The sequence below is a fragment of the Marivivens sp. ABH4_498 genome (assembly GCF_056160585.1).
On sequence record NZ_JBSWXL010000003.1, the window covers coordinates 1 to 26,990 of the forward strand.

Genomic DNA, 26,990 nt, shown 5'->3' on the forward strand with positions numbered 1-26,990 from the left:
ACCGCACAACCATCGCGGGGTGGAGCAGCCCGGTAGCTCGTCAGGCTCATAACCTGAAGGTCGTAGGTTCAAATCCTACCCCCGCAACCAAATACCTACATTCACAATTACTAATGCACGTGCGACCCCGCAATTTGTTCGGGCGTGGCGTAATTGGCAGGTCTATTTGACCTGCCACATGTGTTTAAATATCCAGCGCCGCAACCATGCGCACTGCGTTTGCAGCCTCTTCGCCTTTTTTGACGAAGTGTTCGGTATAAAATCCGATGTGTTCGGCCGTTGGTTGGAAATGATGTGGGGTCAGGGATACGGAATAAGTCGGCACTCCTGTATCCAGCTGCGCTTGCATTAGGCCATCAACGACCGCTGCGGCAACGAAATCGTGACGATAGATCCCGCCATCAACCACTAGGGCCGCGCAGACGATGGCATCAAACTGGCCACTTTGGCCCAGTTTTTTAGCCAACAGCGGCATTTCGAATGCGCCTGGGACGTCGTATGTTTTGATGTCTACATCTTGGCCTGCGTCGGCCATACCTTTTTCAAACCCGACCAAGGATTGATCGACGATGTCCGCATGCCAGCGGGCTTTCACAAAGGCGATATTCAGTTTTTTAGTCATGGAACCATTCCTATACGTTTCAAAATGGTCCCAAGGCGTAGCCCAATCGTCGCCCCTGATAGGGACGCCGTCTGGTTCTCTTTCATCCGGACTGTAACCGTCGGCCCCGGAATTTCACCGGATCTGCTGACCCCACAAAAATGGGCGCTCGCGGGCTTTGACCGCCGGTGGGGAATTTCGCCCCGCCCTGAGAACATAGAACATATGCCCCACTTGATAGGTGATCACAAGCACCCAAAGCGACGTGTTAATCGGTCGTTGCGTCAGGTTGGCCTAGGGTTTTCTATAGCTTGTTCTGATGGGGGTGAAATCCGACAATTGCCTATGCCCGAGTTGGGGGGCGCTGATTGGACGGACTTTTATTATGAACAAATTACGATTTGCCCTATGTGCAGGTGTTGCCGCCATGTCGTTGTCGGCTTGTATGGGCACAGATGAAGACGGCGGAGCAGCCATTCCTGCGGAGTATGCATCGCTAGAGACCCTATATAACGCCATTGATGACGGCGATTTGGAAACAGCATCCGCGGCGTTGTTGACAGGTAGCGCGACGATGACGGGCGTTGTGGTTGTTTCCGACATCGGGGAATCTGAAAACATGCAGGCCGTCGGCGACCTGAGCCTGACCGCGGATTTTGATGGCGGCACCGCATCGGGCAGCGCGACGAGCTTTGATCTGTATAGCGAAAGCGATGGGTCGGCGATTGAAGATGGCGCGCTATCGGGGACACTGACCGTTGCCGGTTCGGTCGGGAATGGCGGTATGAGCGCAGATTTGGACGGCACTCTGTCGGACGACACCGATCACGTGATTGATATGACCATGAACGGCACGTTCTACGACAACGCTGGCGATGTCGCGGTTCAGGGCGACGTATCCGGCACGATTGACGGCGAATACCACGAAGGCGGATTTATCGCGACCGAGTAACGAGTGATGGTACAGGCACAGGGGTTACGATGTGTGGTAGCGCTGTGCCTGTATCTGTTATGGTCTGTGGCGGGATCGGCGCAGATCGTAACCTATGAACGGTTGGCGCGGGCCGAACAGATGTTGCAATCGGGCCAGTCGCGCAGAGCCGAAGCCTATTTACTGTATCTGACACGCGAAACAGGTCAGGCTGATATTTATCTGGACGCATTGACCAAGGCGATAAAACGCCACCCTTGGCGGGTCACGGGTGGCTTTGCACTCAGGCCAAGCTCTAACGCAAACCGCGCGGCGTCATCGCGCGTTTTCGAAACATCCTCTGGTGATTTTGAAATTGAAAACGGGGGCGACAGTCAGGCCAGTGTGGGTCTGCAGGTGTCCGGGGCAGTGGCCTATCGGTGGGCTATAGATCGTGGTCGCGTGATTTCTGTGTCGGGGGATCTGTCTCGTACAGCGTATCAAGACGCTGACATTAGCCATTGGGATGCCGCAATTAACGCCGACTATCGGATTTATGCGGCGGATGACGATTGGCGTTTTGGTCTGCATTTCAATAGCGCGCGATTTGGCGATGCGGGATCGGATCGCGATACGTTAGGCGTTCGGGGTGTTTGGGTGCATCGGGCTAAGGTGGATCGAACCGTCACAATCCGCGCGGAACATCGCGATTATTTGAACAAAGACAATTTGGATGGGCCGTATATCTATGGCGGGGCGGTGTGGGCGCAGCGCAATGATGTGGATCGATATAGTTGGGGACTATCTGTCGAACGGTCTGTGCCTGATCTAAGCTATCAAAGATATTGGGGCGCAGGTGTTCGGGCAGGTTATCGGACCGCTATGACCGACAATCTGCGGGCCGAGATTACGGCATCAGTCACAGCGCGTCGATATGATGACGATTTTAGCGGTGTTGATTACCCAAGGCGCGACGATATCGCGAAGATCGGGCTGTCTTTGTCCGATGATCGGATCGAAATTCTGGGGGCTACACCAACGTTCGGCTGCAGCTATACGCGCCACGGGTCGAATATTGCGCTATATGAAACGGACTATGTCGATTGCCAAATCGGTTTCGACTATCGGTTTTAGGCGGCAAGCTGTGAAATGATCTGGTTGAATTTCTGGCTGACGACAAAATGACCGGCATCATCAAATTCCGCCAATGTGGCTTGCGGGATGTCGGTGCATAGCTCTTTGATTTCATCTATGGGGCAGATTGGGTCGGTGGTGCCATGCATAAAGGTCACGGGCACGTTCAGGTTTTTCAAATCAGACACCCAATCGCGCTGTAGGTTGATCAATTCGTCCATAGATGCATGCACGGCTTGGTTCGCGATCAGTTTCAGCCATTGATGCAAATTGCCCGTATCGAACGCGGCTTTGATCGTTTCGCGATCATGATCTGACTGCCTGTACATATGCCCCAGCGCGGGTTTCGCCAAAGTCGGAACACGGGCGATTAAATTGTACAACCGCGTCAGCCCAGTGATTACCCGTTCGTTTTGTCTGACGCGGGTAGAGACTTCGCTAAACAGGGTCGAGCGTTTCCACGCATTTCCGGATTGCGGCGTCGCTGCAAGGTACAGATGTGACACCAGTTCGGTATGTGCCCGTGCAAACCGCACCGCCCAAGCGCAGCCCGCACTATCCCCCATAACCATCAGTGGGTCATCCGACAGATAGCTGACGGTTTCGGCCAGCTGAGCGATCAAACGTGACTGCCTTATATCGGGGGACGCTATTTCGCCAAAACCCAAAAAATGGCGCGGCACCATAAGCAGACGCAGATTGGATTGTTTTAGTCGCAGCGCAAAATCGTCCGAAAAAATGACCGGCGCAAGAAGGCTATGGAAATACAAAATGGGGCGGCCCGATCGGGCTCCGAAATCCCAGACTGGTATTTCGACGCCGTCGCCAATCGTGATGCGGTTTATGATAATATCGCGGCCATAGTGTTTTTTGGCCAAAGCAATTTCGGCATCGCGTTGGGGTTGGGCAAACAGTTCATCCAAAATCCGCGCGGCGACATCCATCGCAATTGATTTCAACATGGCAGACTGCGAATGCAGCCCCAGTTTATCCATTACCTTTTGGATCTGTTTTCGCTTTGTATCATAGCTGGCCCCCACAGATTCAGCGGCCGTGCGCAGGTCGTCGCCTTGTAATAGATGGGCGAGCAAAATGTATTCACTGTTCGTCAGCGCCGCGTTTTGCGCCGTATCTGACGCAATAGACGATAGACGTTCGGCATCTAGGTGCAGCGCGAAAAATTTGGTGCCTTTGGGGGCATCGGGCCAGCGTTCAATGCGATCATAAATAAAAAACAGCGTATTGTTTTTCACGGCAAAGGCACATCCGTTCGCCGTCGCGCCGATATCGCATAATTTGTCTGGAAAAATCGGATCCAAATCACGCGCGTAGGTTAAATTGTTGTTCTGATCAAATAACGCGATGGGAAAACTGCATTGCGCGAATGCGCGAAAAACGAACCGTTCGAAAGCCGAGTTATCGACCTCGGTCGCGGTATCGACAAACTGTTCAACCGATAAATCGGGCAGGGCGCTGTGCACGGTTTGCGATAGTTTTGATCTGGAATTGGGCGAGTCTTTCATCGGTACGTTCCCAAACGGTTATGCGTTCAGGCTACACGTTAACCCCAGATTATCTAGTTTTTATGCTGGTTTTTCTCATCATGACCCCCATTTGGGGGGCGAAACAGCGTGTCATAGCCTGCAATTTGGGCGGGAACGGTATTTGAGCACGCAGCCATGTTATTATCGCCAGCGAAACAGATTGAACGGGCCTCTGCGCTATCGCCGGATTTGGATCGGGCTGGGCTGGCGTTGATTGATGCGTCGGGCTGTGTTCATAGTTCGAACAGCGCATTTGGGCATATCGAACATCAGATCAACTGTGTCTCGAGGCAGGAAAACCAACTGAACATTATGCCCAGCGAACAATTTTTCAGTGCTAGGAACGCTGCAGCGAATGGGCGCCCAGTGTCGTATGATGTCGCATGTGGCGACGGTGCTGTGTTGCAGGTCAACACTTTGCCGGTGTCTGGCGGTTTGGTGGCGGTTATTCTGTTTCTGAACGATGCCCCGCCCGCAATTCCACATTTGTCCAACCGCGAACTGGACCTGCTGCGGCTGTCGTCCAAAGGGTACAGGCGCGACCGCATTTCTCATGAATTGGGCATATCTGTCGCAACAGTTGATTTTCATGCGGCTAATCTGCGGCGCAAATTAAACGCACGCACCACGATCGAGGCGGTGATGATTGCGACCCGATTGGGATTGCTTACTTAGGCGGGTATGGTGGGTGATGTGATTCTTCCTTAAATTGGTTCACACAACCCCGATCCTTGCATAAGATTGGCTGACTAAACCAAAGTTATAGGGCTTTTTATGGCCACCGAACCATCCAGTGACGTGAATTCGGCGCTTTTGTCGTTGTATCAATGTGCGATTGATCCGACCCATTTTGGCCGTTTTCTGTCAACGATGGAAGCGTGGTTGATCTATCACGCAACCCCCGATGGTTTGCAAAGCATCGAAGCGCAGTCTCAGCCGCTGTGGGATCGGCTGACACATTTACACCTTGCCCAGTTGGGGGTGGAGCGCCGTTTGTCAAAGCCCCCAATATTCGTGTTGACCGTCGATGGGCGGCCCGTCGTTGACGAAGGCGGTCTTGATTGGGAAACCTTTGAACAGAACATTTTTTCATCTGATTTAACGCGCATGAAAACCTGGTTGAAAAAATGCGCTTTGGGTGCGGAGACATTGATCCGCGTGACGACCAACCGAACAGAGCCGCAGATTTATCTGGTCCGTAAGACCGACATGAACGAAGTCATCCTTGTTGATACGGGAACAGAGCTGAGCACGTCGGTCGAACAAATCCTGATGGACAGCTTTTTAATCTCGGCCTCTGAAATGACCGTTTTGCGGTTGTTGGTCACAGGCGAGGCGGTGAACGATATCGCGGACCAATTGGGAAAATCGCGCGAAACCATTCGATCACAGGTCAAATCGTTGGCGCAGAAAATGTCGGTGAACCGCCAGCAGGATATCCAACGCGTTGTCGATAGCATTCAGGCCCATAGTTCAGCCGAAGAAGATCAGGCCGTGCCGCGTGGGCAACTGCGCATGATCATGCGAGATGCGGGGCGCAAATTGGGCTACCGTGTTTATGGTGATCCTGACGGACATACGGTCGTCTGGTGCAACGATTTTTCAGGCGGCAGCTATTTACCTTTTGACACGGACGCTGTGTTTCGCGCCCGCAAAATGAAAGTGATCGTGTTGAACCGCGCCGGCTATGCGACCTCTGATGCGGTCGGGCTAGAGGGTCGCCGCCTGATCGATAGCCATTGCGCGGATTATCTGGCTGTTCTGGACGCCGAAGGTGTTGATGAATTTATCCCATTTGGAATGGGGACCGGCATGGCGCTGGCGTATACTTTGGGTATTTTGCGACCAAATCGGGCGCGGCTGGCCTTTGGGTTGAATGTCTATCCGCCCGTTTTGTCGCGCAAAGACGCCTTGCAATACCAATCCGGCATGTACCGTGTGGGGGCGTTGGCCAGCCACTATGCCCCGCAAACGTTGCGCGTTTTAACCAATTTTGTGATTGCTCAGGCGGCGCGCGTTAAAACCGCCAAACAATTGTTGGCGATGGCGGATAATGACGTCGATCCCGCCCGTTTGGACGACGCGGGGTCGTATTTTCGGGAATATCTAAAGCCAAATCTGGACGATATCCTTGCGGGCAAGGGGACAGGATCGGCCGCTGATTGCACATATTTGTCAGTGGATTGGGCGCAGGCGCGGCGCGATGATCTGATCCGTCCGAAAACGATCCTGATGCAGCATGCGGATTTTCCGTTTGTGCAGGCTCAATTCGTGCGGGATTTCGCGGCCACCATAGATGCGCGGTTTGTTGTCATCCCTAAAAAATTTCGTCGGTCCCACCGCGATGTCGCATCATTGGCTGATCAGATATTGGCCGAACTTTAACCGCGTGGTTTGATCGTCGCAGACATTTTCCCGATCGGAGCCGCCACATTCAGCGAATATTTCCGTGTGCTCCATTCCGCAGGTTTCGCCAGCGTCCAATCATAGTTTTCCAGCATGGTCTGCGCAAACATCGCACCGATATAGGCTGCTACATCTTTGCCTGGGCACCCGTGGTCATGTGGCGTAACGGATGCGGAATGTTCGGAATGGGACCAGATCAAATGCGGATCGTGGAATGCGCGGTTCGGGTTGAATTCATGGGGTTTGTCGTAGGCTTCTTCGTCCAATTGTACGAACGGGATTGCGCCGGTCAGGTGTTCGCCTTTGCGGATTTCAAAGTTGCCCGATTTGGATTGCAGGGTGAAATCTTTTTGCGCGACGCCAAAGATAAAGAAAACGGGCGGGTGCAGGCGCAAGGTTTCTTTGATCAGCGGTTGCAGCAGATCCAGCGCATTATCCGTTTCCGCCAAACGCGTGCGCAGATCGGCCGCGTAGTCGGGGTTGTTGGACAATTCCCCGACAACGGATTTCAACAACGATTGAATCCCAAGGTAATTATTCATCCCGACCAAAAACAGCAGTTGCTGCGCGAGTTCATGGGTGTCGTGCAGACGGTCTTGGGCGGCCATGGCGCTGTATTCGCGGAATTTGTCGCTATCGATAATCATAGACAACACGCCGTCCAAAGTGCGCTTTGACGACTTTAGTTTCGACCACGGGTTAAGGCGGGCCAAGATGCGCGGCTGATGCGAAAAGATGTGGTTATACAGCGCGCGCATGTCATCTGTGTCGATTTTAACACCGAAATACCATTCAAACAGGAACTCCATCGCGAACCGTTCGATGTCATCGGTGAAATCGACAGAGCCGCGAGCCGCCCATGTATCCGCGTGGCGGTTCAGGACAGATTTAAACGTTGATTGGAAATCGCCCCGCCGCATGAGCAAGATTTTTCGGTACAGCGCTTTGTATTTGTTGTGTTTGTAGGTGTTGTCGAAAACCGATGGTTTCACGCGGCCCGTCAATTCACGCGGGACCGTGATCGCGCCAAAGCTGGCGGTTTTGGCCAGACGGCCGTCCCAGTTCGTAAATACCTCGCATCCTTTGGCGTCCATGATGACAACGCCAGATTTGAACGCGTGGGCACGGAATACGGTGGACCCATAACGGTTTTTGCGGGTGTTGTGATATTTGGTCCAGCCGCCGATCGCCGCCATATCGACGGTTTCGACAATTCTGCGCAGTGGCGCCAGTTTTTGTGGACCGGGGACCTGTTTGATCGCCTGAAAACTACAGACAACGGCGTTTGGTTTGTTGGAATTGCGCGCGGCGATCTGGCGGAAACTGGTCGTGGAATTGATGATATCCATGCCAACGGGGCTGAATGTGTCGGGGCCATAGATGTTTTTCGACAACAAAGGATTGGTCAGCGCGTGGGTAAAGGCATCATAGGCAACCATGCGCAGCATCAGTTCCCCAAGCATCATACCGTCATCGTGTTTTTCAGCAAAAATGCCAGTCAGCCATTCGATGTCATCGGGGTGTTTATACAGTTCGCGCAGGCGGTTCGCCAAAACCGGATCGTCAACCAATTCGTTGAAATCACGGATCCGCGGCAGCCTGAACAATTCGCGATAGTCGTTCAGAGACCGCAGTTTCGCATCACGTCCCATTTTTAGGGACAGTTCCTGAACCGACGGATTGTTGCTGTTTGCGGGCATCGGGTCTAGGAACATATGGTGTGTGTTGCCCAGACCGATCTTGCCCGCCTTTTGTTGTGACGCGGCGGTGATGATCGTGTCGATACCCAATTCCTGAATCAGCTTTGGGTTGGCCCGATAATCCATATGGGTCAGTTTGCGCCCTGCGATTTCTAGATGGTCCGGGACCATCGAATGCCAACGGTACAGCAGGGTGAATTCCAGATTGATCCAGTTGCCCCGATACCATGGCTGTTTTTCGGCCCAGCCCAGTTCGGCTTGAAACGGGAATTTCACAACGCCGACTTGGGCCACGTATTCGCGTAAAACGATGTTCAACAGCAGGACAATCATGATCATCCGCGCCGTTGCGAACAGTCGATCATCGTCCCAATCAGGATAAGCCGCAGCCAGTTCATCACAAATACGGTTATGTTCGCGCAGGAAAATCACGCTCAGCATTGTATAGCCGATCTGGTTGTTCCCGTGTTCCAACCCGGTCGCGTATACGTATTTTATGCGGTCTTCGGAAAAATGCGCGAGGTTGCGGGCCAAAACCGCACGATCATGTAGTTTTTCAAATTCGGGATTGGCGAACACCCAATTGTCTTTGGTCGTTTTGTCGGGGTCGAACAAATAGGGCGGATACATTTCGCCGTTGTGCAGTGTGTACCGCAGTTTGCCGCCCGATTTCGACCGCAGGATGGCGGTTTGCTGCTGGGTTTGGCCGTATAGCTGGCAAAAATCAATTTCATGATTGGAATTGTTTTTGCGGGTATCATCTGTGTTCGTGCGCAGAAAACTGTCGGTGAACCACTGCGCGAAAAACGCGAACAACACGCTGGTATCGACTGATGGGACCTCTTTGCCTTCGGTGCGGCGCCATAATTCGGCGACGTCTTTGATGTCTGGTTTTGGCCGCAGGTTTACATCTTCGGGCAGCTGCCTGCCTGTGTAACTGCGGTCCGTTAACGAAGACCACGATGTATAATTTGATTTCAGCGAAAACTTCCGCGGACGTTCGGGCGCATAGCTGGTGTACCGCCCAATGATATTTCGGTTCAGTTGCTTGTGCACAAATGGGATTTTGATCGCCTGATGGACGACGTAAGGGTACCGATCAACCAACTGTGCTAAAGAAAACGCCAACTCACTAACCCCAACCAAGCAACTGAACCATTGGGCAGACCAATAATTGCCCAACTGGTTAAATATTTGCCCGACGCTGGAAACCGATCAATCATATTAGCAAATCGGCCTTCACCCATTTGGGTGAAAACGGTGAAAAAAGCGGACTTGGATCGATTGATGGCTAATTGGCTTTGTCACGATTGCGTTCGGTGATAACCACCCGTCGGGACAATCTGCGACGGGGCAATGCAATGACGGATCACACTGACAATTTAGCGCGCGGCATCGAACGTGCGTCGCATGGGCGCCAACAGGACGACGGTGTGCTGGTCATCCGCACCATCGCAATGCCCGCCGATACAAACCCGGCAGGTGATATTTTCGGCGGTTGGCTGATGTCGCAAATGGATTTGGCCGCCGGCAATATGGCGGGCCGCGTGTCCCAAGGCCGCGGCGCCACTGTCGCGGTCGAGGCGATGCAATTCCTGCGCCCTGTTAAGGTCGGCGACGAAGTCACGCTATACGCCACATTGAAAACGGTGGGGCGCACGTCGATGCGTATCCACGTTGATGTTTGGGCACGGTCCCGTTTCGCCAAAGAAGGCGCCAAAGTCACCGATGCGGATTTTGTGTTCGTCGCTTTGGACGACGATGGCAATCCGCGCGAAATTTTTCTCGGAACGTGATCTTGTCGCCTCAGGTCTGAATTAACACCGCTTTGCTGCCTATGGGCATTGTTCCGTCAATTCAGGATGCGTGATATTGCCCCGAAAACATCGGGGATTTTGGTATGTTGAATCGCGAAGAGTTGCCGCCGTTTGTTCTGACGGCGCTGGACTATGGTCAGCAGGGCGTTGATTTGGCGAAATCATGGTTGCTTAGTCCAGCAGCATGGTCGCAGTTTGTGTTGCTGGTTCTGGCCTATCTTTTGGCCCGCTATACCGCGAAAAAAATCACGCCAAAGATCAACAATTTCCTACAACCCAAAGAGGGCGCAAAAGGCCTGATCGCTGAATTGCGCCGTTTGGCGGCGTCTTTCCTGCCTTTGATCCTGCCGTTGTTGGCCTATGCCTTTACTGGGATTGGCGAAAGCGTCACCCGCGCCGCGTTCGGGTCCGGCGCTGTGATCGCATTCGGCAAACGCGTGTTTCTGGTTTTGGCCGCGCAGGCGCTAACCAAACATGTGTTAAAGGACCCGTTCCTGCGGATGCTGGGCAAATACGTCCTGATGCCTGTCGCGGTTCTGTATGCGCTGGGCGTTCTGGATCCTGCCATCGTCAAACTGACCGAAACGACCGTGGGCGTGGGCAATATCCAGTTTTCCCTGATCACCGTTATTCGCGGCGTAATCGCGGGATCGCTGTTGTTCTGGCTGGGGCAATGGTCCACCGGCCAGTCGCGCAACTACATCGGCAAACAAGAGGAATTGCGCCCAGCCACCCGCGAATTGGCGACCAAAGCGGCAGAGGTCGCGATCTTTGGCCTCGCGTTCATTTTGTTGATGAACATCATGGGCATCAACCTTAGCACCCTGGCCGTTTTGGGCGGTGCCATCGGTGTTGGTATCGGGTTTGGTTTGCAGCAGATCGCATCGAATTTCATTTCGGGCATTATCCTGCTGCTAGAGGGGCAGGCGACCGTCGGCGATTATGTCGAACTGGACGGTGGCGAAGCGGGCACGATCGTCAAAATGACCGCTCGGGCGGCGATTTTGGAAACCTATGACGGCAAATGGATCGTGGTGCCGAACGAACATTTCATCACCACCCGCGTGATCAACTATTCCGACAGCGGGTCCGCCAACCGGTACGAAGCCCCGTTTTCAGTGTCCTATGACACGGATATCAACAAGGTGCCGGACATCATCAATGCGGCTGTGGCAAAACTGGATTTCGTTCTGGACAAACCCGAAGGCCCCGATTGCGAACTGGTCGGTTTCGGCGACAGCGGGATCGATTTCAATGTGGAATTCTGGGTGAACGGGATCGATGACGGACGTCACAAATACACGTCACACGTCAATTTCGCGATTTGGAATGCGTTAAAGGATGCGGGTATCGAAATTCCGTACCCGCACCGTGTTGTCGAAATCAAAGGTGGATCGTTGCAGGGCTAAGGCCCTGCATCAAAAATCCAGACCCAGATCGACCGTTTTGGCCGAATGCGTCAAAGCGCCAGAGGAAATGTAATCTACGCCCGTGGCAGAAATAGAGGCAATGCGATCCAGTTTCACGTTGCCGCTGGCTTCGGTTTTCATGGCGCCGTTCACCATTTTTACGGCTTCGCGCAGCATGTCGTTATCCATGTTGTCCAGCAACACAACGCTTGCGCCGCCGACCTCTAGCACTTCGGCCAGTTGGTCCAGACGGTCGACTTCGATTTCGACGGCCATCATGTGCGATGCGTGGGCTTTGGTCGCCTCTAGCACCTGACGCACGCCGCCTGCGGCTGCGATGTGGTTATCTTTGATCAGGATCGCGTCGGACAACGAATAACGGTGGTTGAACCCCCCGCCGTGCAGAACGGCCAGTTTTTCAACCAGACGCATGTTCGGCGTGGTTTTGCGGGTGCAGGTGACGCGTGCGTTTGTGCCTTTGGTTTCGGCGACAAAGCTGGCGGTCATGGTGGCGATGCCCGTCAAACGGCCCGCATAGTTCAGCGCCACACGTTCGCCCGACAGGATCGATGCGGCAGACCCGCGGATCGTCATCAGGCGGTCGCCTTTTTTGCATGGCTCGCCATCGCGGATGTGGGTGATCACCTCTAGAGTTGGGTCAACCAGACGGAACGTGATTTCGGCGACCTGCATGCCCGACACAATCGCATCGGCGCGGGCGTTGATCGCTGCGTCATAGGTGGTGCCTGCTGGGATCACGGCGCGGGTGGTCACGTCGCCATAGCTGCCCAGATCCTCTAGCAGGGCGTTGCGGATCATCGGTTCTAGGATCAGGTCGGGGACCGTGGCAAAGCTCATTGGGTTTCCTCGCAGATTTTTTCGCGGATCGCGATGGCGGCGGACAGGAACATGCGGGAACGTTCACCAGGACCGTCGAGTGTATCGGGGTAATCAGACCGTTCATGCGCGCCGCGGCTTTCTTTGCGCAGCAGGGCAGAGGCCGCGATCAGCGTCGCCGTCGCGCACATGTTCAGGAACGAAGGGCTGTCGCCGTGGTCGCGTTCCAATTGGTCTATGGTGCGCAGCGCTGTTTCCAGACCCGCCTGATTGCGGACAACGCCAACATGCGCCGTCATCGTGTCACGCAGCGTTTTCACTGCGGTCGGGTTCGGCGGGATGCCGTGCGGTTCGAATGCGATGTCGACTTCGGGCGCGGAGACGGTTTCAACGGCTGCAGCGATGCCTTCGGCGCAAATGCGGGCGTAGACCAATGCCTCTAGCAGGCCATTCGACGCCAGACGGTTCGCGCCGTGCAGGCCCGTTGAAGATGCTTCGCCGCAGACCCACAGGCCGTCCAGCGATGCGCGGCCATCAGTGTCTGTTGCGATGCCGCCCATGTGGTAATGCGCAGCCGGAGCCACAGGAATAGGGTCAACCGCAGGGTCAATGCCATTGCGTGCGCAGGCCGTGGCCACCGCAGGGAATTGGGTTTTGACCTTTTCGCCCAAGGCCGCGCGTGTATCTAGGCACGGGCGATTGCCGTCTTTCCATTGCGAAAAAATCGCGCGGGCAACGATATCACGCGGGGCCAATTCTGCATCTGGATGGACGTCCAGCATGAACCGTTTGCCGTCTTTGTCGATCAGGGTCGCGCCTTCGCCGCGCAACGCCTCGGTCGCCAATGGGGCGGGGTCTTCGCCGACGTCCATGGCTGTGGGGTGGAATTGCACGAATTCGGCATCCGCGATCAATGCACCTGCGCGGGCCGCCATGCCAATCACCTGACCACGAATGCGCGGCGGGTTGGTGGTCACGGCAAATAGCCCGCCCGATCCGCCGCCTGCCAGCAAAACAGCCGATCCGCGCAGCATCAGTGGGGCGGATCGCGCCTCGTCGGCCTCTTGGATGGCAACGCCTGTCACGCGCCCGTTTTCAACGTCGATGGCCGTGGCCATGACGCCCTCTAGCACTTGGATCGACGGGCAGCTGCGCACCTGTTCGATCAGGGCCGCCATAATCTGTGCACCTGCCTGATCGCCCTGTACGCGCACCACGCGGGCAAAGCTGTGCGCGGCTTCGCGCGACAGCACGTAGTCGCCTGTTTCCGAACGGTCAAAGGGCGTACCCATCGACGTCAGGTCCAGAATGTATTCGCGCGCTTCGCGGGTGACCAAATCGGCCACATCCGCGTCGACCGTGCCCGCGCCCGCCCTTACCGTATCTTCGGCGTGGTTGGCGGGGCTATCGCTTTTGTCCATGGCTGCCGCAACGCCGCCCTGCGCCCAAGCCGAACTGGCGCCTTCGCCCAGAATTTCGGGCGAAATCATCAAAACGGGCTTTGGCGCCAGTTTCAGCGCCGCATAAAGCGCACCCAAGCCAGCGCCAACAATGACGATGCGGTCAGTATGAACAGTTTTCATTTAGGGGGTTAGATTCCCAATTTGCGCGATAGATCGATCATTGCTTCGACCGATCTGCGGGCCTTTTCGGATACCACTGGATCAACCTCGACCTGACCTTCCATGGTGTGCAGGGCGTATAGGATTTTTTCCAGAGTGATCTTTTTCATGTAAGGGCACATGTTGCATGGGCCCAAGAATTCGACCTCTGGCAGTTCGTCCGCGATGTTCGATGCCATCGAACATTCCGTGACCAACATCGCCTGTTTGGGTTTATTGTCGTGAACGTATTTCAGAATACCGCTGGTCGAGCCCGAGAAATCCGATGCCTCGACAACCGAAGGCGGGCATTCAGGGTGCGCGATGATTTTGGTTTCCGGATTGTATTTGCGGAATTCGTTCAAATCTTCGGCGGTGTATTGTTCGTGCACGATGCACGATCCAGGCCAGTAAACGACGTTTTTCTGCGGAACATCGTTCGCAACGTTCTGCGCCAGATATTGGTCTGGGGTCATGATGACCGTGTCGCTTTCCATCGCGGCAACGATTTGCGCGGCGTTCGACGACGTACAGCAGATGTCGGATGCGGCTTTCACCTCGGCGGTGGTGTTCACATAGGACACAACCGGTGCGCCCGGATATTTGGCGCGCATTTCTTCGATGCCGTCAGCGGTGATGCTTTCGGCCAGCGAACATCCGGCTTCCATGTCGGGCATCAACACGATTTTATCGGGGCTAAGGATTTTGGACGTTTCGGCCATGAAATGAACGCCCGCTTGAACGATCACATCTGCCTCGACCTCGGTCGCTTTTTGGGCCAGCTGAAGGCTGTCGCCAACGAAATCAGACACGCCGTGGAAAATTTCGGGGGTCATGTAGTTATGCCCCAGAATGACCGCATTGCGTGTCTTTTTCAGTTCATTGATGGCCTTGATGTAGGGCGCATACATGACGAAATCGTATGGGGTAACCACACGGTCCATTTTTTCATAGATGTCCTGCATCGAGTCGGCCAACTCTTGCGATGGGGCCAAGTCGTAATGCTCTGACAAAATCGTGCGAACATGCGTAAGATCTAGCAACGGGCTGGTCTCCGATGGTTACCGTTTGCCCATCAGATAATGGCTATTGTACGGAAAACCCAGCCCAACATGCGTTTCTGATACAAAAAATACATATTTTCCCGACAGGAAATTTTACCTGTCGGGAAAAATTTTTGCGAAAATTACAAAGGTTTATCCATGCGAACGCGTGCCCAAACCGTGCCTTTGACGGCATTTTGCCAATTCAAAGCCAGCTTTGTCATGTCGGTTCCATACGATGGTTCGACCCAAGGCGTTGAATAATCGACCGAATTCGAACTATTGGTGATCGAACCTTCGTTTTGGATGGCTTCGACAACACGCGCGCGACCGCCAAAGGGCAGCGTCGGTGCGGTTTCAATGACCCACGTGCGCGACGCTGTGGATTGACTGTGTTCAATCATAGCAGGATTCACCGTTTCTTCGGTCACGCCGTTATAGGTGTTGCCGTAAAACAGGACATTACGCATGCGGCTATAGTCCAAATCGGCAAAGGTGGTGTCGACTGTTTCGACTCTTTGAATGTTGCCGTTCAGGGTTCGGAACGTGTTGCCAGTGACCGAAAGCCCATGCACGAAATGACCGGTCCCAAACGGTTTGATAACGATGAAATTGAACCAGCTGGCCACGTTATTGGCCGTGAAAATGTTACCCGTGATCGTTAGGCCGCCAAACGAATACTGCTGACCCAAAGCGGGCGTTGCGTCATGTTCGTTGGTCATTTCGATAAAGTTGTTATCGATGTAGTTGCCGGTAATGATCGATTTGCAGTTGGGCGAGGTAAAGATGATGCCGCCTTTGCGTACGCCCAAATCCTCTCCGTCGCCATGGAACCAATGGTTGCCCGTAATCAGGTTGCCTGTGCCAGCCAAGGTGCAGAAATGTTTGAAACGCACGACGCGGCAGTCGCGAATTTTGACGTCGTTCATATTCGCGTTGAAACCGATCGTGATGCGGTCCGCCACGGGCAGCGACATTTCATTCGAAAGGAATTGGCAACGGTCAATCGTCAGGCCCTGACATGCCCCACCAATCGAGGTCAAACCACGGTTTGCAGGTTTGTTGATGAAACAGTCGCGGACATGAAAAATCGATCCGTCCTTTGCCAGCATGATACAGCTGGCGCGGCCTTGGCCGTTTAGTTCCACGTCGTCGATGATGAAATTCGACAGGGATTCAAAGCCCGAGAAATCCAGCAGGTATTGAAAACGGTCAAAGGTAAATATTTGCGTACCTTCGGCGTCATACAAAGGTTTGTTGATCGTGACGGTCTGCGCCGCCACATTGACGGCTTTGACATAGATTTCTCGGCCTACGCCATTGCCGCTGACCAACGACCCGACGGCGATATTTGCCACATTCGCAACCCCTGTCAGCGTGCGCGGGTTATCCGCAGCATAGGTCGCTTGGGATGTCACCGTAACGGTGTCCCATGCCGCGTTTTCTACCGCTTCGAATTGACCGTTTCGGATGACGCGGCGGGTGGCATAGCTGGTCTTACTGCCTTCGGCGGCTTGCATATCAATGGGCGCCGAAAGTTGGATGCGGCGGCCGCATAGGTCCAGGGATTCATGGCCCGAATTGTTCAAAAGAGCCTGAAATGCCTTTTTGAATGCGATCTCTTCGTTGCCAAAGGCATCGGCATAGGTCGCAAAGTCATAGTTTTTCTGCAAAAGAATCCGTTTGCTGTCAGGCATCGTGATTGTGCCTTCGAAACGGATTTGGTTTTCGATTGTGACGTGTTCGCCCAGATAATAGGTGCCTGCGGATACCAGAACTTCGCGGCCGTTGGCGTCGGCATCGGCTGCTTCGAATGCGGCGGAATCGTCGGTCATACCGTCGCCTTTCGCGCCGTAATCGCGCACATCAACAACGCCCATCATGTCGCGTAAAAAAACGGATGTGACGTCTTCGATTTCTATGTCGTCGACGCGAATGACGCCGCCGGCGCCGCTGATGATGTCGATGCCGAAATGCCCATAGATCGCATCGGACCAGACCATATCAACGCCCGTGCGCGCACCCGTGCCGACAATGGCGGATACTTCGACGACTTCGCCGTAGGTTGGGATGATTGATTCTGGGCCGGTTTCCGTCAAACCGTCTACATGCAGATCGCCCGCACCCCCAGCCCAGCCTGCAATGCGGATTTGCGGCAATGGACCAGAGATCGCCTTGACCCGCGCGGTCACACGTAAATAGCAACCCGGCAGGATGGTCGTTTGCCCCATATAGCGCAGCTTTTGTAGCGCAGCGGTTGATAGAATTTCGATGCAGCCCGCGAAATTCTGGTCTGCGGATACATAGACGCCGTCGCCCGATCCTGCGTAGGTATCCGATCCTGCGGTTCCGTCGCCGCTGGACCACACATCCAAACCATCCGCAAACGCTGGTGGCATCAGTTGCAGACCATCGGTAATTGCCTTGTTCATGGTAACCCCTTTTCTTGCGTCGCTGGCCAGACATGGCCGCGCTTCGGGAAAAAGGGTTAGCAGGGCGAGGTAAACAGGCGCTGGGCCCACCGTGACGGCGGGTGTTGCGTCAGGCCATTCCTGCAGGCACGTCGACAGGCGTTACCGCATCAATCCGCCAGCTGTCGCCATTTTCGATCATGTAGTAATCAAACAGGACAACGGCGCCTTCTGCATCTTGGATCATCACCCGCTGAACCCATTGACCGCGTTCTTGTCGCAGTCCCAGATAGCTAACGGACGTGTTGTTCCAAACGGTGGAATACCCGTGTTCGACCATATGGCCGAATGTTTCAGCCGAACCGAACATCCGCTGCAGCGATGGGCTGGCAAAAGAAAAGGCGCGGTCGATATCCCGCGCCTCAAAGGCTTGCATCTGTTCGTCGATAATATCAGCAATAATGCTGGTGTCCTGTGCCGCGACAGGCAGGGCGGCGAGGCCTAAAATCAGTGCGATTGGTGTCTTCATGACGTACCCTCCATGACAAAGGATACGTCGGTTTTTCGAAAATGGATGACTTTGGGCTTAATTGCCCAGTTTGCCGTCCAGACCGTCTTGGATCAGGGCGATCGATTCTTCGATGCCGTATAGCGCGATGAAACCGCCGAAACGTGGGCCTTGGGACGCGCCCAGCAGAACCTCGTACAGGGCTTTGAACCAGTCGCGCAGGTTTTCGAATGCGTGGTCTTTGCCGACGGCGAATACCATCGATTGCAGCTCTTCTGCATCCAGACCGCCATCCCATGCCTTTAGGCGGGCAACCATATCTTCCATTGCGGCGCGTTCCTGATCGGTTGGCGCACGGAACACTTTGGTTGGTTTGACGAAATCCTGATAGTATTTCACCGCGAAACCAGCGGCCTGATCCAGATCAGCGTGGGTTTCTGGCGACGCGTCCGGCGCGTAGCGTTGGATGAATCCCCACATCGCGGCTTTGTCTTCGGCACCCGAAACAGACGCAAGGTTCAGCAGCATCGAGAAAGGCACAACCAGTTTCGATTCAGGCACGTCACCGTTGTGGATGTGGTAAACAGGGTTCGCCAACTGACCTTTTAGGTCTTGGGTCGCATAGGCGCGCAGCTGCTGGTGATATTCATCCATCATCTTTGGAATCACATCAAAATGCAGGCGTTTTGCGGTCTTGGGTTTCAAGAACATGAAATACGACAGCGATTCCGTCGACGCATAGGTCAGCCATTCGTCGATCGAAATACCGTTGCCTTTGGATTTCGAAATCTTTTCGCCGTTCGCATCCAGGAACAGCTCGTAAACCATGTGGTTCGGTTTTTTCGCGCCCAGGATTTCCGAAATGCGGTCATAGATGTTGGTGTTGGTGCTGTGGTCTTTGCCATACATTTCAAAGTCCACGCCCAAGGCCGCCCAACGTGCGCCAAAGTCTGGTTTCCACTGCAATTTCACATTGCCGCCGGTGACGGGCAGGGTCCATTCTTTGCCGTCTTCGTCGTCAAAGGTGATGGTATAATCGTCGCGGTTCACCGATTTCATCGGCACGTACAGAACACGGCCCGTTTCAGGGTGAATCGGCAGGAAAATCGAATAGGTCGACTGACGCTCTTCGCGCAGGGATTTTAGCATCACTTTCATGATGTCGTCGTATTTATCGACGGCGCGTTTCAGCACTTCGTCAAACTGGCCCGACCCATAGAATTCGGTTGCCGAATAGAATTCGTAATCAAACCCAAAGGTATCCAGAAAACGACGCAGCATTGCGTTGTTGTGGTGGCCAAAGGATTCGAATTCGCCGAACGGATCAGGCACCGACGTCAGCGGTTTTTGTTCGTGTTCGACCAGCATTTCCTGATTTGGCACGTTGGTCGGCACTTTGCGCATGCCGTCCAGATCGTCCGAAAAACAAATCAGGCGGGTCGGGATGTCGGAAATCTGGTGGAATGCGTTGCGGATCATCGTTGTGCGCAACACTTCGCCAAAGGTGCCGATATGCGGCAGGCCTGATGGGCCATAGCCCGTCTCAAACAGAACATATCCCTTTTCGGGCGCGGCTTTCGAATAGCGTTTCAGCAGGGCGCGCGCTTCTTCAAACGGCCAAGCCTTACTCTCCATCGCTGCATCGCGCACTTCGGTCATTGTTCTACCTATGATTCCACGCCCAACCCCATGTCAGGCTTCAAGCGCCCTCCCTATTGCGACAGGGCGCTTAGGTCAATAAATGTTAGGGTGTAACTATTGGAGCCGACCATGATCGAAGATCCTTACCTGAGTGCCGAAGATTCGCTGGTTGCCTTGGCGATTGCCGTATCCGCAAGCGATTCCGAAATCCGCACAGCCGAGTTGGTTCGGATCAATAACATGATCAACCATTTGCCGGTGTTCGCCGAATTCAAAGAAGAACACCTGCCGCGCGTGTCCGAAATTGTGTTTGACCTATTCGAACAAGAGGACGGATTGGATGCGTTGTTCGGTTTGGTGCGCGACGCATTGCCCGAACGTATGTTCGAAACGGCCTATGCGATTGCCTGTGACGTTGCTGCCGCCGATGGCCGCATCGAAGGCGCTGAGGCGCGGATGCTAGAAGAAATTCGTCACGAATTGAATATTGATCGACTGCATGCAGCTGCAATCGAACGTGGCGCGCGTGCGCGTCATATGCCGCTTTAGAAACGTCCCCAGCGTTTCAGCAGATTTTGCTGTAACGCTTTGGCGCGGCTGTTCCATGCGGCTGCGCCGGTTGGGATATCGTCCTGACTGGCTTTGGCAGCATCGCGTTTGTCCAAATCAGCACAGAATATCGCAAAGGCAAGCGGCCTTTGGGTCGTCGTTTGAATATAGCCGGCCAACGTAGACACAAAATTTAACGTGCCAGTTTTCGCGCGTACCGAAATATCCGTCTCGATCGGATTGCGTTGGTCATCTAGCAAGGCAATGGATTTTAGCCACGGCCCAATGCGTTGCGGAACGCCAGCCGCGCCTAGCATTTTGACCATTTGATACGGGGCGACGCGCGATTGGTCGGATAGGCCCGAATGATCGTGCAGATCAATCGTTACGCCCGTGCGCTCCGCGATCCATTGGTTCATGCGCTGGGCGGAATGCTGCATGCTTTCGGGGTGGGATGCCAATTGGGCCGATGCTGACAGGCCCAAAACTTCGGCGGTTAGGTTTGTCGAAAATTTCAGGCAGTCAGTGATGATGTTTTGCGCGTCGCCGCTGTTGTGGGTCGCAATCACAGTGCCGACTGGCGGGGTGCTGCGTTCGGTGGGGCGCGGCATATGAATGCCCTTGGACGCGGCGAACGTATGAAAAACCTCGCCCGCATATAGCCCGGGCTTGCGCACTGGTAACCAACGCGATCCATTGTTGCCCAATGCCGATCTGGCCACGGTCCAATCATCGTAATGGCCCGCATCTGCGTAGGTATAGACAGGCAGATCACGATCAACGATCCGCATGCGCGCAACATCAACATCGGGCCGATATAGCGACGAACGGGCGTCCATTGTGACCAGATAATTGCCTGACGTGCGGGCCCATTCGAAATGCACGCGGTTAAAATTCAGGTTCAGGCCAGAAACGGACGGATTATACCCAAAGTGGTCCATCTGGGATTCGTCGATTTCATTGACGTAGGGCAGAGCGCCGTCCCAAATCTGAAAATCACCATCGACATGGGTCAGCCCCAAATCCGACAGCGACTGGGCCAAATCGGCCAAATTGTCGGTGTCCAGCGTCGGATCGCCGCCACCCGCAAGGATCAAATCCCCCTGCAGCCGCCCCTGTTGGATCGGACCTGTGGCAAACAGGCGCGTTTGAAACTGGTGAAATGGGCCCAAAACTTCGCCCGCGTATAGTGCGGTGATGGCTTTGGCGACGCTCGCAGGGGGCAATTGGGCGCTGGCGTAGCTGCGTTCAATGATGCTGCCGGTTTGCAGATCGGTGACAATGACGCTTGCTATGCCGCTTAGCCCTGCTGAGGCGATAATATCGCGCAGTGTCGGACGGGCGCGCGGTCGTGGCGGCGGCGGAAAACCTGCGGGCCGCGCAGATGGCGGGGGCGACACCAATGGCGCATTTGCCAGAACCGGCGCCGCTGTTGTGCTGATCAATCCAGCAATGGCAGAGCGTCTGGTCCAGTTTGTCATCGTTTAACCCCAGTCTCCTCTGGCGCGGATGGCTGTTGATGATGCATCCGACATAGGAAGGTTAACATAGCACCATTTTGGCGCGTCGCTACGGCCCAATGCTCTGGATTCGCGGGGCAATAGTTGTGACGTGTTAAAAACCTGAGTGGCTTTGGATGTTTTGGCCGATGTCGAATGGCCCGGTCGCGCCACAACGCCGATTGGCACGCTGCGCATAATGGTTTGCCAATCTTGCCAGCGATGGAACTGTGCCAAATTGTCAGCGCCCATGATCCAAACGAACCGCGTCCCGCGATAACGTTTTTGCAGGGCTGCAATGGTTTCCGCCGTGTAACGGGTGCCTAACCGTTCTTCGATGCCAGTGATAATGACGCGCGGATCGTTCATCACGCGTTGCGCGTGGCGGATGCGATCCTGCATCGGGGCGGGGCCGCGTTCCTTTAGCGGATTGCCAGGGGATACCAGCCACCACACGCGGTCCAGCCCAAAACGGTTCAGCGCTGTGCGCGTGATATGGGCATGACCTTCGTGGGCGGGGTCAAACGACCCACCCAATAGCCCGATCACCTGACCGCGTTTCACTGTTGGAAAAACGTGCTCCATCGCGGTTTTCAAGCCTGAGAAACGGTAAAAGTAAAGCCGCGATAGCGCTAGCCCGCGTAATTATTGCTAAAATAGTGACGGCGCGCATCTATGACGCGCGCCGATACGGTCAATCAATTTCAGCCGATTGAGCCCACAGGTTGATCTGTTCTTCGTCTGCGTATTTGTCGATTTCGGCCAGTTCTGCATCGGTGAATTCTAAATTCGCAACAGCGCCCGCGCAATCCACGATCTGAGACGGTTTGGACGCGCCGATCAGCGCTGTGGTCACGCGTTCGCCGCGCAGAACCCATGCAATCGCCATCTGCGCTAACGTCTGCCCGCGCGATTCCGCGATGTCGTTCAGTTTGCGGATGTTGCCGATGGCCTGTTCGGTCAGCATGCCCTGGTCCAACGATTTGTCTTGGGCCGCACGGCTGTCGGCAGGCACGCCGTTTAGGTATTTTTTCGTCAGCATACCTTGGGCCAGCGGGGTAAAGGCGATCGATCCGACGCCCAGATCGTCCAACGTGTCTAACAAACCATCCGTTTCCACCCAGCGGTTCAGCATGTTGTAGCTGGGCTGGTGGATCAACAGCGGCACGCCCATGGATTTCAGGATATTGGCGGCTTCGCGGGTGCGTTGGGAATTATAGGACGAAATCCCGATATATAGCGCCTTGCCCGACCGCCAGATGTGTTCCAGCGCGCCCATGGTTTCCTCTAACGGGGTGTCGGGATCGAAACGGTGGGAGTAGAAAATATCGACGTAATCCAGCCCCATGCGTTTCAGAGACTGATCACAGGACGAAATCAAATATTTGCGGCTGCCCCATTCGCCATAAGGGCCGTCCCACATGTGATATCCGGCCTTGGACGAAATGATCAGCTCGTCCCGATATCCGGCGAAATCGGTTTTCAGGATATCGCCAAAGGCCTCTTCGGCGGACCCTGCGGGCGGGCCATAGTTGTTGGCCAAATCAAAATGCGTGATGCCCAGATCGAACGCCGTTCGGCACATGTCCCGTTTGAGTTGATGCGGCGTGTCGTGGCCGAAATTATGCCATAGGCCAAAGGAAACGGCGGGCAGTTTCAGGCCTGAATTGCCGCAGCGGCGGTAGACCATTTTCGAATAGCGGTCTTCGGCTGGTGTGTATCGCATCGCTCTCTCCTCTAAAACGATTTCGCCAGCACAGGACCATGTGACATACCCAAAGTCAAAGCGAACCCGCATATGCATAAATGAAAGGATTAGGAGCGCGGAAAAAGATCGTCTATAGGTTGCATTACGTTTACCTATTGGATCCTAAAATGCGTATTATCTTACCTGCTATCTTTGCTTTGGCTGCAACTGCTGTGCATGCAGATGCACAATCAGATGCCGAATTTATCGCCAGCGTCACCGCTACCCGCGCCAATTTCGAAGGCGCATTGATGGCGCAACGTCCGATGCTGGTGTCCGCGATCCAGCACGATTTGTCGTCAAAAGGCATCAATCTGACGAACCCCGAACGGTTCTTTGACCTGTTCGTCGATGTTTGGATCGATACATTTACCGCTGAAATGCAGTCGGAAACGGCAGCTATCTATCTGGATATGTTTACCGAAGAAGAGCTGGCTGGCCTTGCCACGTTTTATGCGTCTGACGTCGGGCAGGCGATGGTGGAACGGACGCCTGAATTGATGATGCGCGGTGCCCAAGCAGGCGCCGAGGTCGGGATGATCGCAGGCATGAAAGCGGGGCCAATGATGGCGGACCGTATCCGCGATGAAAATCTGATCGAATTCCAGTCAGATGGCCTGCTCAGAGCGTTAGAGCAGTAAGCCCCGCATTGCTCATCTGGTCGTGGGTCGTTATCTAGGGCGCAACTTTGTCAAAGGATCGACCCATGGCCAATTATCAGTACGTCTATTTTATGGACGGCGTGTCCAAGACCTACCCTGGCGGTAAAAAGGTTTTTGAGAACATCCGTCTTAACTTCCTCCCCGGTGTGAAAATCGGTGTCGTCGGTGTCAACGGTGCGGGTAAATCGTCGCTGTTGAAAATCATGGCTGGCATGGACAAAGATTTCCAAGGCGAGGCATGGGCCGCAGAAGGCGCGAATGTTGGTTACCTGCCGCAGGAACCACAGCTGGATGAATCGCTGACCGTGCGTGAAAACGTCATGCTGGGCGTTGCTGCGAAAAAGGCCATTCTGGATCGCTATAACGAACTGGCGATGAACTATTCGGACGAAACCGCCGAAGAAATGGCCCAGCTGCAAGACGAAATCGACAGCCAAAACCTGTGGGATCTGGACAGCCAAGTCGACGTATCGATGGAGGCTCTGCGCTGCCCACCTGATGACGCGGATGTTTCGACCCTGTCGGGCGGTGAACGTCGCCGTGTTGCATTGTGTAAACTGCTACTCGAAGCGCCAGACATGCTGCTTCTTGACGAACCTACCAACCACCTTGATGCGGAAACCATCGCGTGGCTGCAGCAGCACTTGATCGACTACAAAGGTACGATCCTTTGCGTCACCCACGACCGTTATTTCCTGGATGATATCACCGGCTGGATTCTAGAGCTAGACCGCGGTCAGGGCATCCCATACGAAGGTAACTATTCCAGCTGGCTGGAACAGAAAGCCAAACGTCTGGAACAAGAAGCCCGCGAAGACAAATCCAAACAGAAAACGCTGGAACGCGAACTTGAATGGATGCGTCAGGGCACCAAAGCCCGTCAGGCCAAACAAAAGGCCCGTATTAACGCCTATAACGAACTGGCAGAACAGTCCGAGCGCGAAAAAATCACCCGCGCGCAGATCGTTATTCCAAACGGTCCACGTCTGGGCGGCAAAGTTATCGAAGTGTCCAACCTGAAAAAGGCGATGGGCGACAAACTGTTGATCGAAGATCTGTCGTTCGATCTGCCTCCGGGTGGTATCGTGGGCGTGATCGGTCCGAACGGGGCTGGTAAATCGACCCTGTTCAAAATGCTGACCGGTCAGGAACAACCTGACGAAGGTTCGGTTGTGTACGGCGATACCGTTCAGCTGTCCTACGTTGACCAGTCGCGCGACGACCTAGAGGACAACGCCACCGTTTGGGAAGCAATTTCCGGCGGGGCCGAGCTGATCCAGCTGGGCGATGCCGAGGTGAACAGCCGCGCTTATTGTTCGTCCTTCAACTTCAAAGGTGGCGATCAACAGAAAAAGGTCGGCCTGCTGTCGGGCGGTGAACGCAACCGCGTGCACATGGCGCGTCTGTTGAAATCGGGCGGCAACGTTCTGCTTCTCGACGAACCTACCAACGACTTGGACGTGGAAACTTTGCGTGCACTAGAGGACGCGCTGACCGAATTCGCAGGCTGCGCCGTGGTCATTTCGCACGACCGTTTCTTCCTTGACCGTATCTGTACCCACATTCTGGCGTTCGAAGGCGAAGCCCACGTCGAATGGTTCCAAGGTAACTTTGAAGACTACGAAGAAGACAAAAAGCGCCGTTTGGGTGCTGACGCATTGGAACCAAAGCGGCTCAAGCACAAAAAATTCAGCCGCTAATCCGGCTGTTGGGCCGTCCCTTAGGGGGCGGCCTTTTCTTTGATGTTGGCCAGTGCGGGCCATGCAAATAGCAAAATGCACAAGCCGACCAGCCCAGCCGACAAAACGAACGGTGCGCCTGGCAGATAGATGCCATTGGCGTCTGTGTAGGCCCAGAAAATCGCGGTCATCAATAACGGCGAAATCGCTGCGCCCACAGCGCCAATCGACTGCATGACCCCCTGCAATTCGCCCTGACGGTTGTCAGCCACGGCGCGCGACATGATGCCTTGGATCGCGGGGGTGGAAACCGATCCCAGCGCCATAACGGGCGTCAGGGCAAGGATCAGCCAGCTTTCTTTGACGAAAACCGCGCAGAACATGGCGAAAATATCGACGGTGAATGCAAACAGCACCGTGTTTCTATCGCCCAAAATGCGCAGCATCGGTTTGACCAACACAGCCTGAACAACGGCCATCGATACGCCGAAACAGGCCAGCGAAATCCCAATCATCCGTGGATCCCACCCAAACTGCGCCGTGCCGTAATAGGCCCAGATCGCAGGATAGACGTAGTGGGCAACGCCGAACAGGCCCAGAATGGACAGCATCCGCCCCATATTTGGTAGCCGTCCGATGGCGGAAAACGATCCCAAAGGGTTGGCGTTTTTCAACGATATCGGGCGGCGGTTTTCCGGTTTGACCGTTTCGGGCAGGATAAAGAAACCAAAGGCCATATTCGCACAGGCAAAGGCCGCGGCGGCATAAAACGGTGCGCGTGTTCCTAGGTCTGCCAGCAAACCGCCGACCATCGGGCCGACAACAAACCCCAAACCAAATGCCGCGCCGATCAGGCCAAAGTTCGCGGCCTTTTCTTCGGGTTTGGAAATGTCGGCCATATAGGCGCCTGCGGTTGAATGGGTCGCGGCTGTAATCCCGCCTATCACGCGGCCAATCAGCAGCAACCAAACCGTGCCCGCAACGGCCATCAGCAGATAGTCCAGCATCATCACAAACAGCGCCAGCAGCAAAACAGGGCGGCGGCCGAATGCGTCGGATAGGTTGCCGATCAACGGGCCGAAAATGAACTGCATGGCGGCAAAAACGGCCGTTAATACGCCGCCCCACAGCGCCGCGTTGCCCAAGGTTTGGCCGCTGACCTCTTGGATCAGTTCGGGCATGACGGGCATGATGATCCCGATCCCCATCGCGTCCAACAGGACGGTGATCAGGATGAAAACGACGGGTAGGCGCATTAGGTAAACTCCAACGAATGGAACATACCTAGACGC

At 54.7% G+C, this 26,990-nt stretch carries 22 protein-coding genes, 1 tRNA gene and 1 riboswitch; of the genes, 10 read left to right on the forward strand and 13 right to left on the reverse strand.

Annotated features, from left to right (window positions below):
- Positions 1-13: 13 nt before the first annotated feature.
- A tRNA-Met gene (locus ACXAGA_RS07295) sits at positions 14-90 on the forward strand.
- Between the two features lie 94 nt (positions 91-184).
- On the opposite strand, the gene ACXAGA_RS07300 is transcribed toward ACXAGA_RS07295, so the two are convergent.
- Positions 185-622, reverse strand: coding sequence for a 6,7-dimethyl-8-ribityllumazine synthase (locus ACXAGA_RS07300; RefSeq protein ID WP_475116828.1), 438 nt, complete (start codon positions 620-622; stop codon positions 185-187).
- A gap of 70 nt (positions 623-692) precedes the next feature.
- Positions 693-821: riboswitch (FMN riboswitch) on the reverse strand.
- Positions 822-986: 165 nt separating this feature from the next.
- Between ACXAGA_RS07300 and ACXAGA_RS07305 the strand changes: the two genes are divergently transcribed.
- Entirely contained in the window at positions 987-1,553 is a 567-nt protein-coding gene (locus ACXAGA_RS07305) for a hypothetical protein (protein ID WP_475116829.1), read from the forward strand.
- Between the two features lie 33 nt (positions 1,554-1,586).
- Complete coding sequence (locus ACXAGA_RS07310) at positions 1,587-2,645, forward strand: surface lipoprotein assembly modifier (protein ID WP_475116830.1); 1,059 nt, start codon at positions 1,587-1,589, stop codon at positions 2,643-2,645.
- On the opposite strand, the gene ACXAGA_RS07315 is transcribed toward ACXAGA_RS07310, so the two are convergent.
- Positions 2,642-4,168, reverse strand: coding sequence for an alpha/beta fold hydrolase (locus ACXAGA_RS07315; RefSeq protein WP_475116831.1), 1,527 nt, complete (start codon positions 4,166-4,168; stop codon positions 2,642-2,644). The genes ACXAGA_RS07310 and ACXAGA_RS07315 overlap by 4 nt on opposite strands.
- A 156-nt stretch (positions 4,169-4,324) precedes the next feature.
- Between ACXAGA_RS07315 and ACXAGA_RS07320 the strand changes: the two genes are divergently transcribed.
- Positions 4,325-4,864: a response regulator transcription factor gene (locus tag ACXAGA_RS07320; RefSeq protein ID WP_475116832.1), complete on the forward strand. Its 540-nt coding sequence runs from the start codon at positions 4,325-4,327 to the stop codon at positions 4,862-4,864.
- Between the two features lie 99 nt (positions 4,865-4,963).
- Positions 4,964-6,574, forward strand: a complete 1,611-nt coding sequence (locus tag ACXAGA_RS07325; RefSeq protein WP_475116833.1) for a LuxR C-terminal-related transcriptional regulator — start codon at positions 4,964-4,966, stop codon at positions 6,572-6,574.
- Here the strand turns inward: ACXAGA_RS07325 and ACXAGA_RS07330 are convergent.
- Complete coding sequence (locus ACXAGA_RS07330; RefSeq protein ID WP_475116834.1) at positions 6,571-9,423, reverse strand: cytochrome P450; 2,853 nt, start codon at positions 9,421-9,423, stop codon at positions 6,571-6,573. The genes ACXAGA_RS07325 and ACXAGA_RS07330 overlap by 4 nt on opposite strands.
- Before the next feature lie 233 nt (positions 9,424-9,656).
- On the opposite strand from ACXAGA_RS07330, the gene ACXAGA_RS07335 reads away from it, so the two are divergent.
- Both ACXAGA_RS07335 and ACXAGA_RS07340 read left to right on the forward strand, forming a co-directional pair.
- On the forward strand, positions 9,657-10,091 hold the full coding sequence (locus ACXAGA_RS07335; RefSeq protein ID WP_475116835.1) for an acyl-CoA thioesterase: 435 nt from the start codon (positions 9,657-9,659) through the stop codon (positions 10,089-10,091).
- A 104-nt stretch (positions 10,092-10,195) separates the two neighbouring features.
- Entirely contained in the window at positions 10,196-11,521 is a 1,326-nt protein-coding gene (locus tag ACXAGA_RS07340; RefSeq protein WP_475116836.1) for a mechanosensitive ion channel family protein, read from the forward strand.
- Between the two features lie 9 nt (positions 11,522-11,530).
- On the opposite strand, the gene nadC is transcribed toward ACXAGA_RS07340, so the two are convergent.
- The 6 genes from nadC to ACXAGA_RS07370 all read right to left on the reverse strand — a co-directional run bounded on the left by nadC (position 11,531) and on the right by ACXAGA_RS07370 (position 19,580).
- On the reverse strand, positions 11,531-12,379 hold the full coding sequence (gene nadC / locus ACXAGA_RS07345) for a carboxylating nicotinate-nucleotide diphosphorylase (protein ID WP_475116837.1): 849 nt from the start codon (positions 12,377-12,379) through the stop codon (positions 11,531-11,533).
- Entirely contained in the window at positions 12,376-13,941 is a 1,566-nt protein-coding gene (locus tag ACXAGA_RS07350) for an L-aspartate oxidase (protein WP_475116838.1), read from the reverse strand. The genes nadC and ACXAGA_RS07350 overlap by 4 nt, the downstream gene beginning before the upstream one ends.
- 8 nt (positions 13,942-13,949) lie before the next feature.
- A complete protein-coding gene (nadA, locus tag ACXAGA_RS07355; protein ID WP_475116839.1) occupies positions 13,950-15,002 on the reverse strand; it encodes a quinolinate synthase NadA in 1,053 nt (350 codons plus the stop codon).
- Positions 15,003-15,145: 143 nt separating this feature from the next.
- Positions 15,146-17,434, reverse strand: coding sequence for a glycosyl hydrolase family 28-related protein (locus ACXAGA_RS07360; protein ID WP_475116840.1), 2,289 nt, complete (start codon positions 17,432-17,434; stop codon positions 15,146-15,148).
- A 109-nt stretch (positions 17,435-17,543) separates the two neighbouring features.
- Complete coding sequence (locus ACXAGA_RS07365; RefSeq protein ID WP_475116841.1) at positions 17,544-17,942, reverse strand: DUF4864 domain-containing protein; 399 nt, start codon at positions 17,940-17,942, stop codon at positions 17,544-17,546.
- Between the two features lie 57 nt (positions 17,943-17,999).
- Positions 18,000-19,580: a lysine--tRNA ligase gene (locus ACXAGA_RS07370; protein WP_475116842.1), complete on the reverse strand. Its 1,581-nt coding sequence runs from the start codon at positions 19,578-19,580 to the stop codon at positions 18,000-18,002.
- 111 nt (positions 19,581-19,691) lie between these two features.
- Here ACXAGA_RS07370 and ACXAGA_RS07375 point away from each other — a divergent pair, with 111 nt between their 5' ends.
- Positions 19,692-20,111, forward strand: a complete 420-nt coding sequence (locus tag ACXAGA_RS07375) for a tellurite resistance TerB family protein (protein ID WP_475116843.1) — start codon at positions 19,692-19,694, stop codon at positions 20,109-20,111.
- On the opposite strand, the gene dacB is transcribed toward ACXAGA_RS07375, so the two are convergent.
- From dacB to mgrA, 3 genes are all read right to left on the reverse strand, one after another.
- Positions 20,108-21,592, reverse strand: a complete 1,485-nt coding sequence (gene dacB / locus ACXAGA_RS07380) for a D-alanyl-D-alanine carboxypeptidase/D-alanyl-D-alanine endopeptidase (RefSeq protein WP_475116844.1) — start codon at positions 21,590-21,592, stop codon at positions 20,108-20,110. The two genes, ACXAGA_RS07375 and dacB, sit on opposite strands and share 4 nt — an antisense overlap.
- Positions 21,593-21,595: 3 nt before the next feature.
- The gene (locus tag ACXAGA_RS07385; protein ID WP_475116845.1) at positions 21,596-22,195 is read right to left on the reverse strand and encodes a nicotinate-nucleotide adenylyltransferase; all 600 of its coding nucleotides are present in this window, start codon (positions 22,193-22,195) and stop codon (positions 21,596-21,598) included.
- Between the two features lie 109 nt (positions 22,196-22,304).
- The gene (gene mgrA, locus ACXAGA_RS07390) at positions 22,305-23,336 is read right to left on the reverse strand and encodes an L-glyceraldehyde 3-phosphate reductase (protein ID WP_475116846.1); all 1,032 of its coding nucleotides are present in this window, start codon (positions 23,334-23,336) and stop codon (positions 22,305-22,307) included.
- A 149-nt stretch (positions 23,337-23,485) separates the two neighbouring features.
- On the opposite strand from mgrA, the gene ACXAGA_RS07395 reads away from it, so the two are divergent.
- Both ACXAGA_RS07395 and ettA read left to right on the forward strand, forming a co-directional pair.
- On the forward strand, positions 23,486-23,998 hold the full coding sequence (locus ACXAGA_RS07395) for a DUF2059 domain-containing protein (protein WP_475116847.1): 513 nt from the start codon (positions 23,486-23,488) through the stop codon (positions 23,996-23,998).
- A 65-nt stretch (positions 23,999-24,063) separates the two neighbouring features.
- Positions 24,064-25,719, forward strand: a complete 1,656-nt coding sequence (gene ettA, locus ACXAGA_RS07400) for an energy-dependent translational throttle protein EttA (RefSeq protein WP_086449617.1) — start codon at positions 24,064-24,066, stop codon at positions 25,717-25,719.
- 20 nt (positions 25,720-25,739) lie between these two features.
- Here the strand turns inward: ettA and ACXAGA_RS07405 are convergent, their stop codons facing one another.
- The gene (locus tag ACXAGA_RS07405) at positions 25,740-26,954 is read right to left on the reverse strand and encodes a TCR/Tet family MFS transporter (protein ID WP_475116848.1); all 1,215 of its coding nucleotides are present in this window, start codon (positions 26,952-26,954) and stop codon (positions 25,740-25,742) included.
- Positions 26,955-26,990: the final 36 nt, after the last annotated feature.

Bases quoted from the DNA above. Each gene is read 5' to 3' on its own strand.
- ACXAGA_RS07300 (WP_475116828.1), bottom strand. From the start codon at position 622: ATGACTAAAAAACTGAATATCGCCTTTGTGAAAGCCCGCTGGCATGCG.
- ACXAGA_RS07305 (WP_475116829.1), top strand. From the start codon at position 987: ATGAACAAATTACGATTTGCCCTATGTGCAGGTGTTGCCGCCATGTCG.
- ACXAGA_RS07315 (WP_475116831.1), bottom strand. From the start codon at position 4,168: ATGAAAGACTCGCCCAATTCCAGATCAAAACTATCGCAAACCGTGCAC.
- ACXAGA_RS07320 (WP_475116832.1), top strand. From the start codon at position 4,325: ATGTTATTATCGCCAGCGAAACAGATTGAACGGGCCTCTGCGCTATCG.
- ACXAGA_RS07325 (WP_475116833.1), top strand. From the start codon at position 4,964: ATGGCCACCGAACCATCCAGTGACGTGAATTCGGCGCTTTTGTCGTTG.
- ACXAGA_RS07335 (WP_475116835.1), top strand. From the start codon at position 9,657: ATGACGGATCACACTGACAATTTAGCGCGCGGCATCGAACGTGCGTCG.
- ACXAGA_RS07340 (WP_475116836.1), top strand. From the start codon at position 10,196: ATGTTGAATCGCGAAGAGTTGCCGCCGTTTGTTCTGACGGCGCTGGAC.
- nadC (WP_475116837.1), bottom strand. From the start codon at position 12,379: ATGAGCTTTGCCACGGTCCCCGACCTGATCCTAGAACCGATGATCCGC.
- ACXAGA_RS07350 (WP_475116838.1), bottom strand. From the start codon at position 13,941: ATGAAAACTGTTCATACTGACCGCATCGTCATTGTTGGCGCTGGCTTG.
- ACXAGA_RS07360 (WP_475116840.1), bottom strand. From the start codon at position 17,434: ATGAACAAGGCAATTACCGATGGTCTGCAACTGATGCCACCAGCGTTT.
- ACXAGA_RS07365 (WP_475116841.1), bottom strand. From the start codon at position 17,942: ATGAAGACACCAATCGCACTGATTTTAGGCCTCGCCGCCCTGCCTGTC.
- ACXAGA_RS07370 (WP_475116842.1), bottom strand. From the start codon at position 19,580: ATGACCGAAGTGCGCGATGCAGCGATGGAGAGTAAGGCTTGGCCGTTT.
- ACXAGA_RS07375 (WP_475116843.1), top strand. From the start codon at position 19,692: ATGATCGAAGATCCTTACCTGAGTGCCGAAGATTCGCTGGTTGCCTTG.
- dacB (WP_475116844.1), bottom strand. From the start codon at position 21,592: ATGACAAACTGGACCAGACGCTCTGCCATTGCTGGATTGATCAGCACA.
- ACXAGA_RS07385 (WP_475116845.1), bottom strand. From the start codon at position 22,195: ATGGAGCACGTTTTTCCAACAGTGAAACGCGGTCAGGTGATCGGGCTA.
- mgrA (WP_475116846.1), bottom strand. From the start codon at position 23,336: ATGCGATACACACCAGCCGAAGACCGCTATTCGAAAATGGTCTACCGC.
- ACXAGA_RS07395 (WP_475116847.1), top strand. From the start codon at position 23,486: ATGCGTATTATCTTACCTGCTATCTTTGCTTTGGCTGCAACTGCTGTG.
- ettA (WP_086449617.1), top strand. From the start codon at position 24,064: ATGGCCAATTATCAGTACGTCTATTTTATGGACGGCGTGTCCAAGACC.
- ACXAGA_RS07405 (WP_475116848.1), bottom strand. From the start codon at position 26,954: ATGCGCCTACCCGTCGTTTTCATCCTGATCACCGTCCTGTTGGACGCG.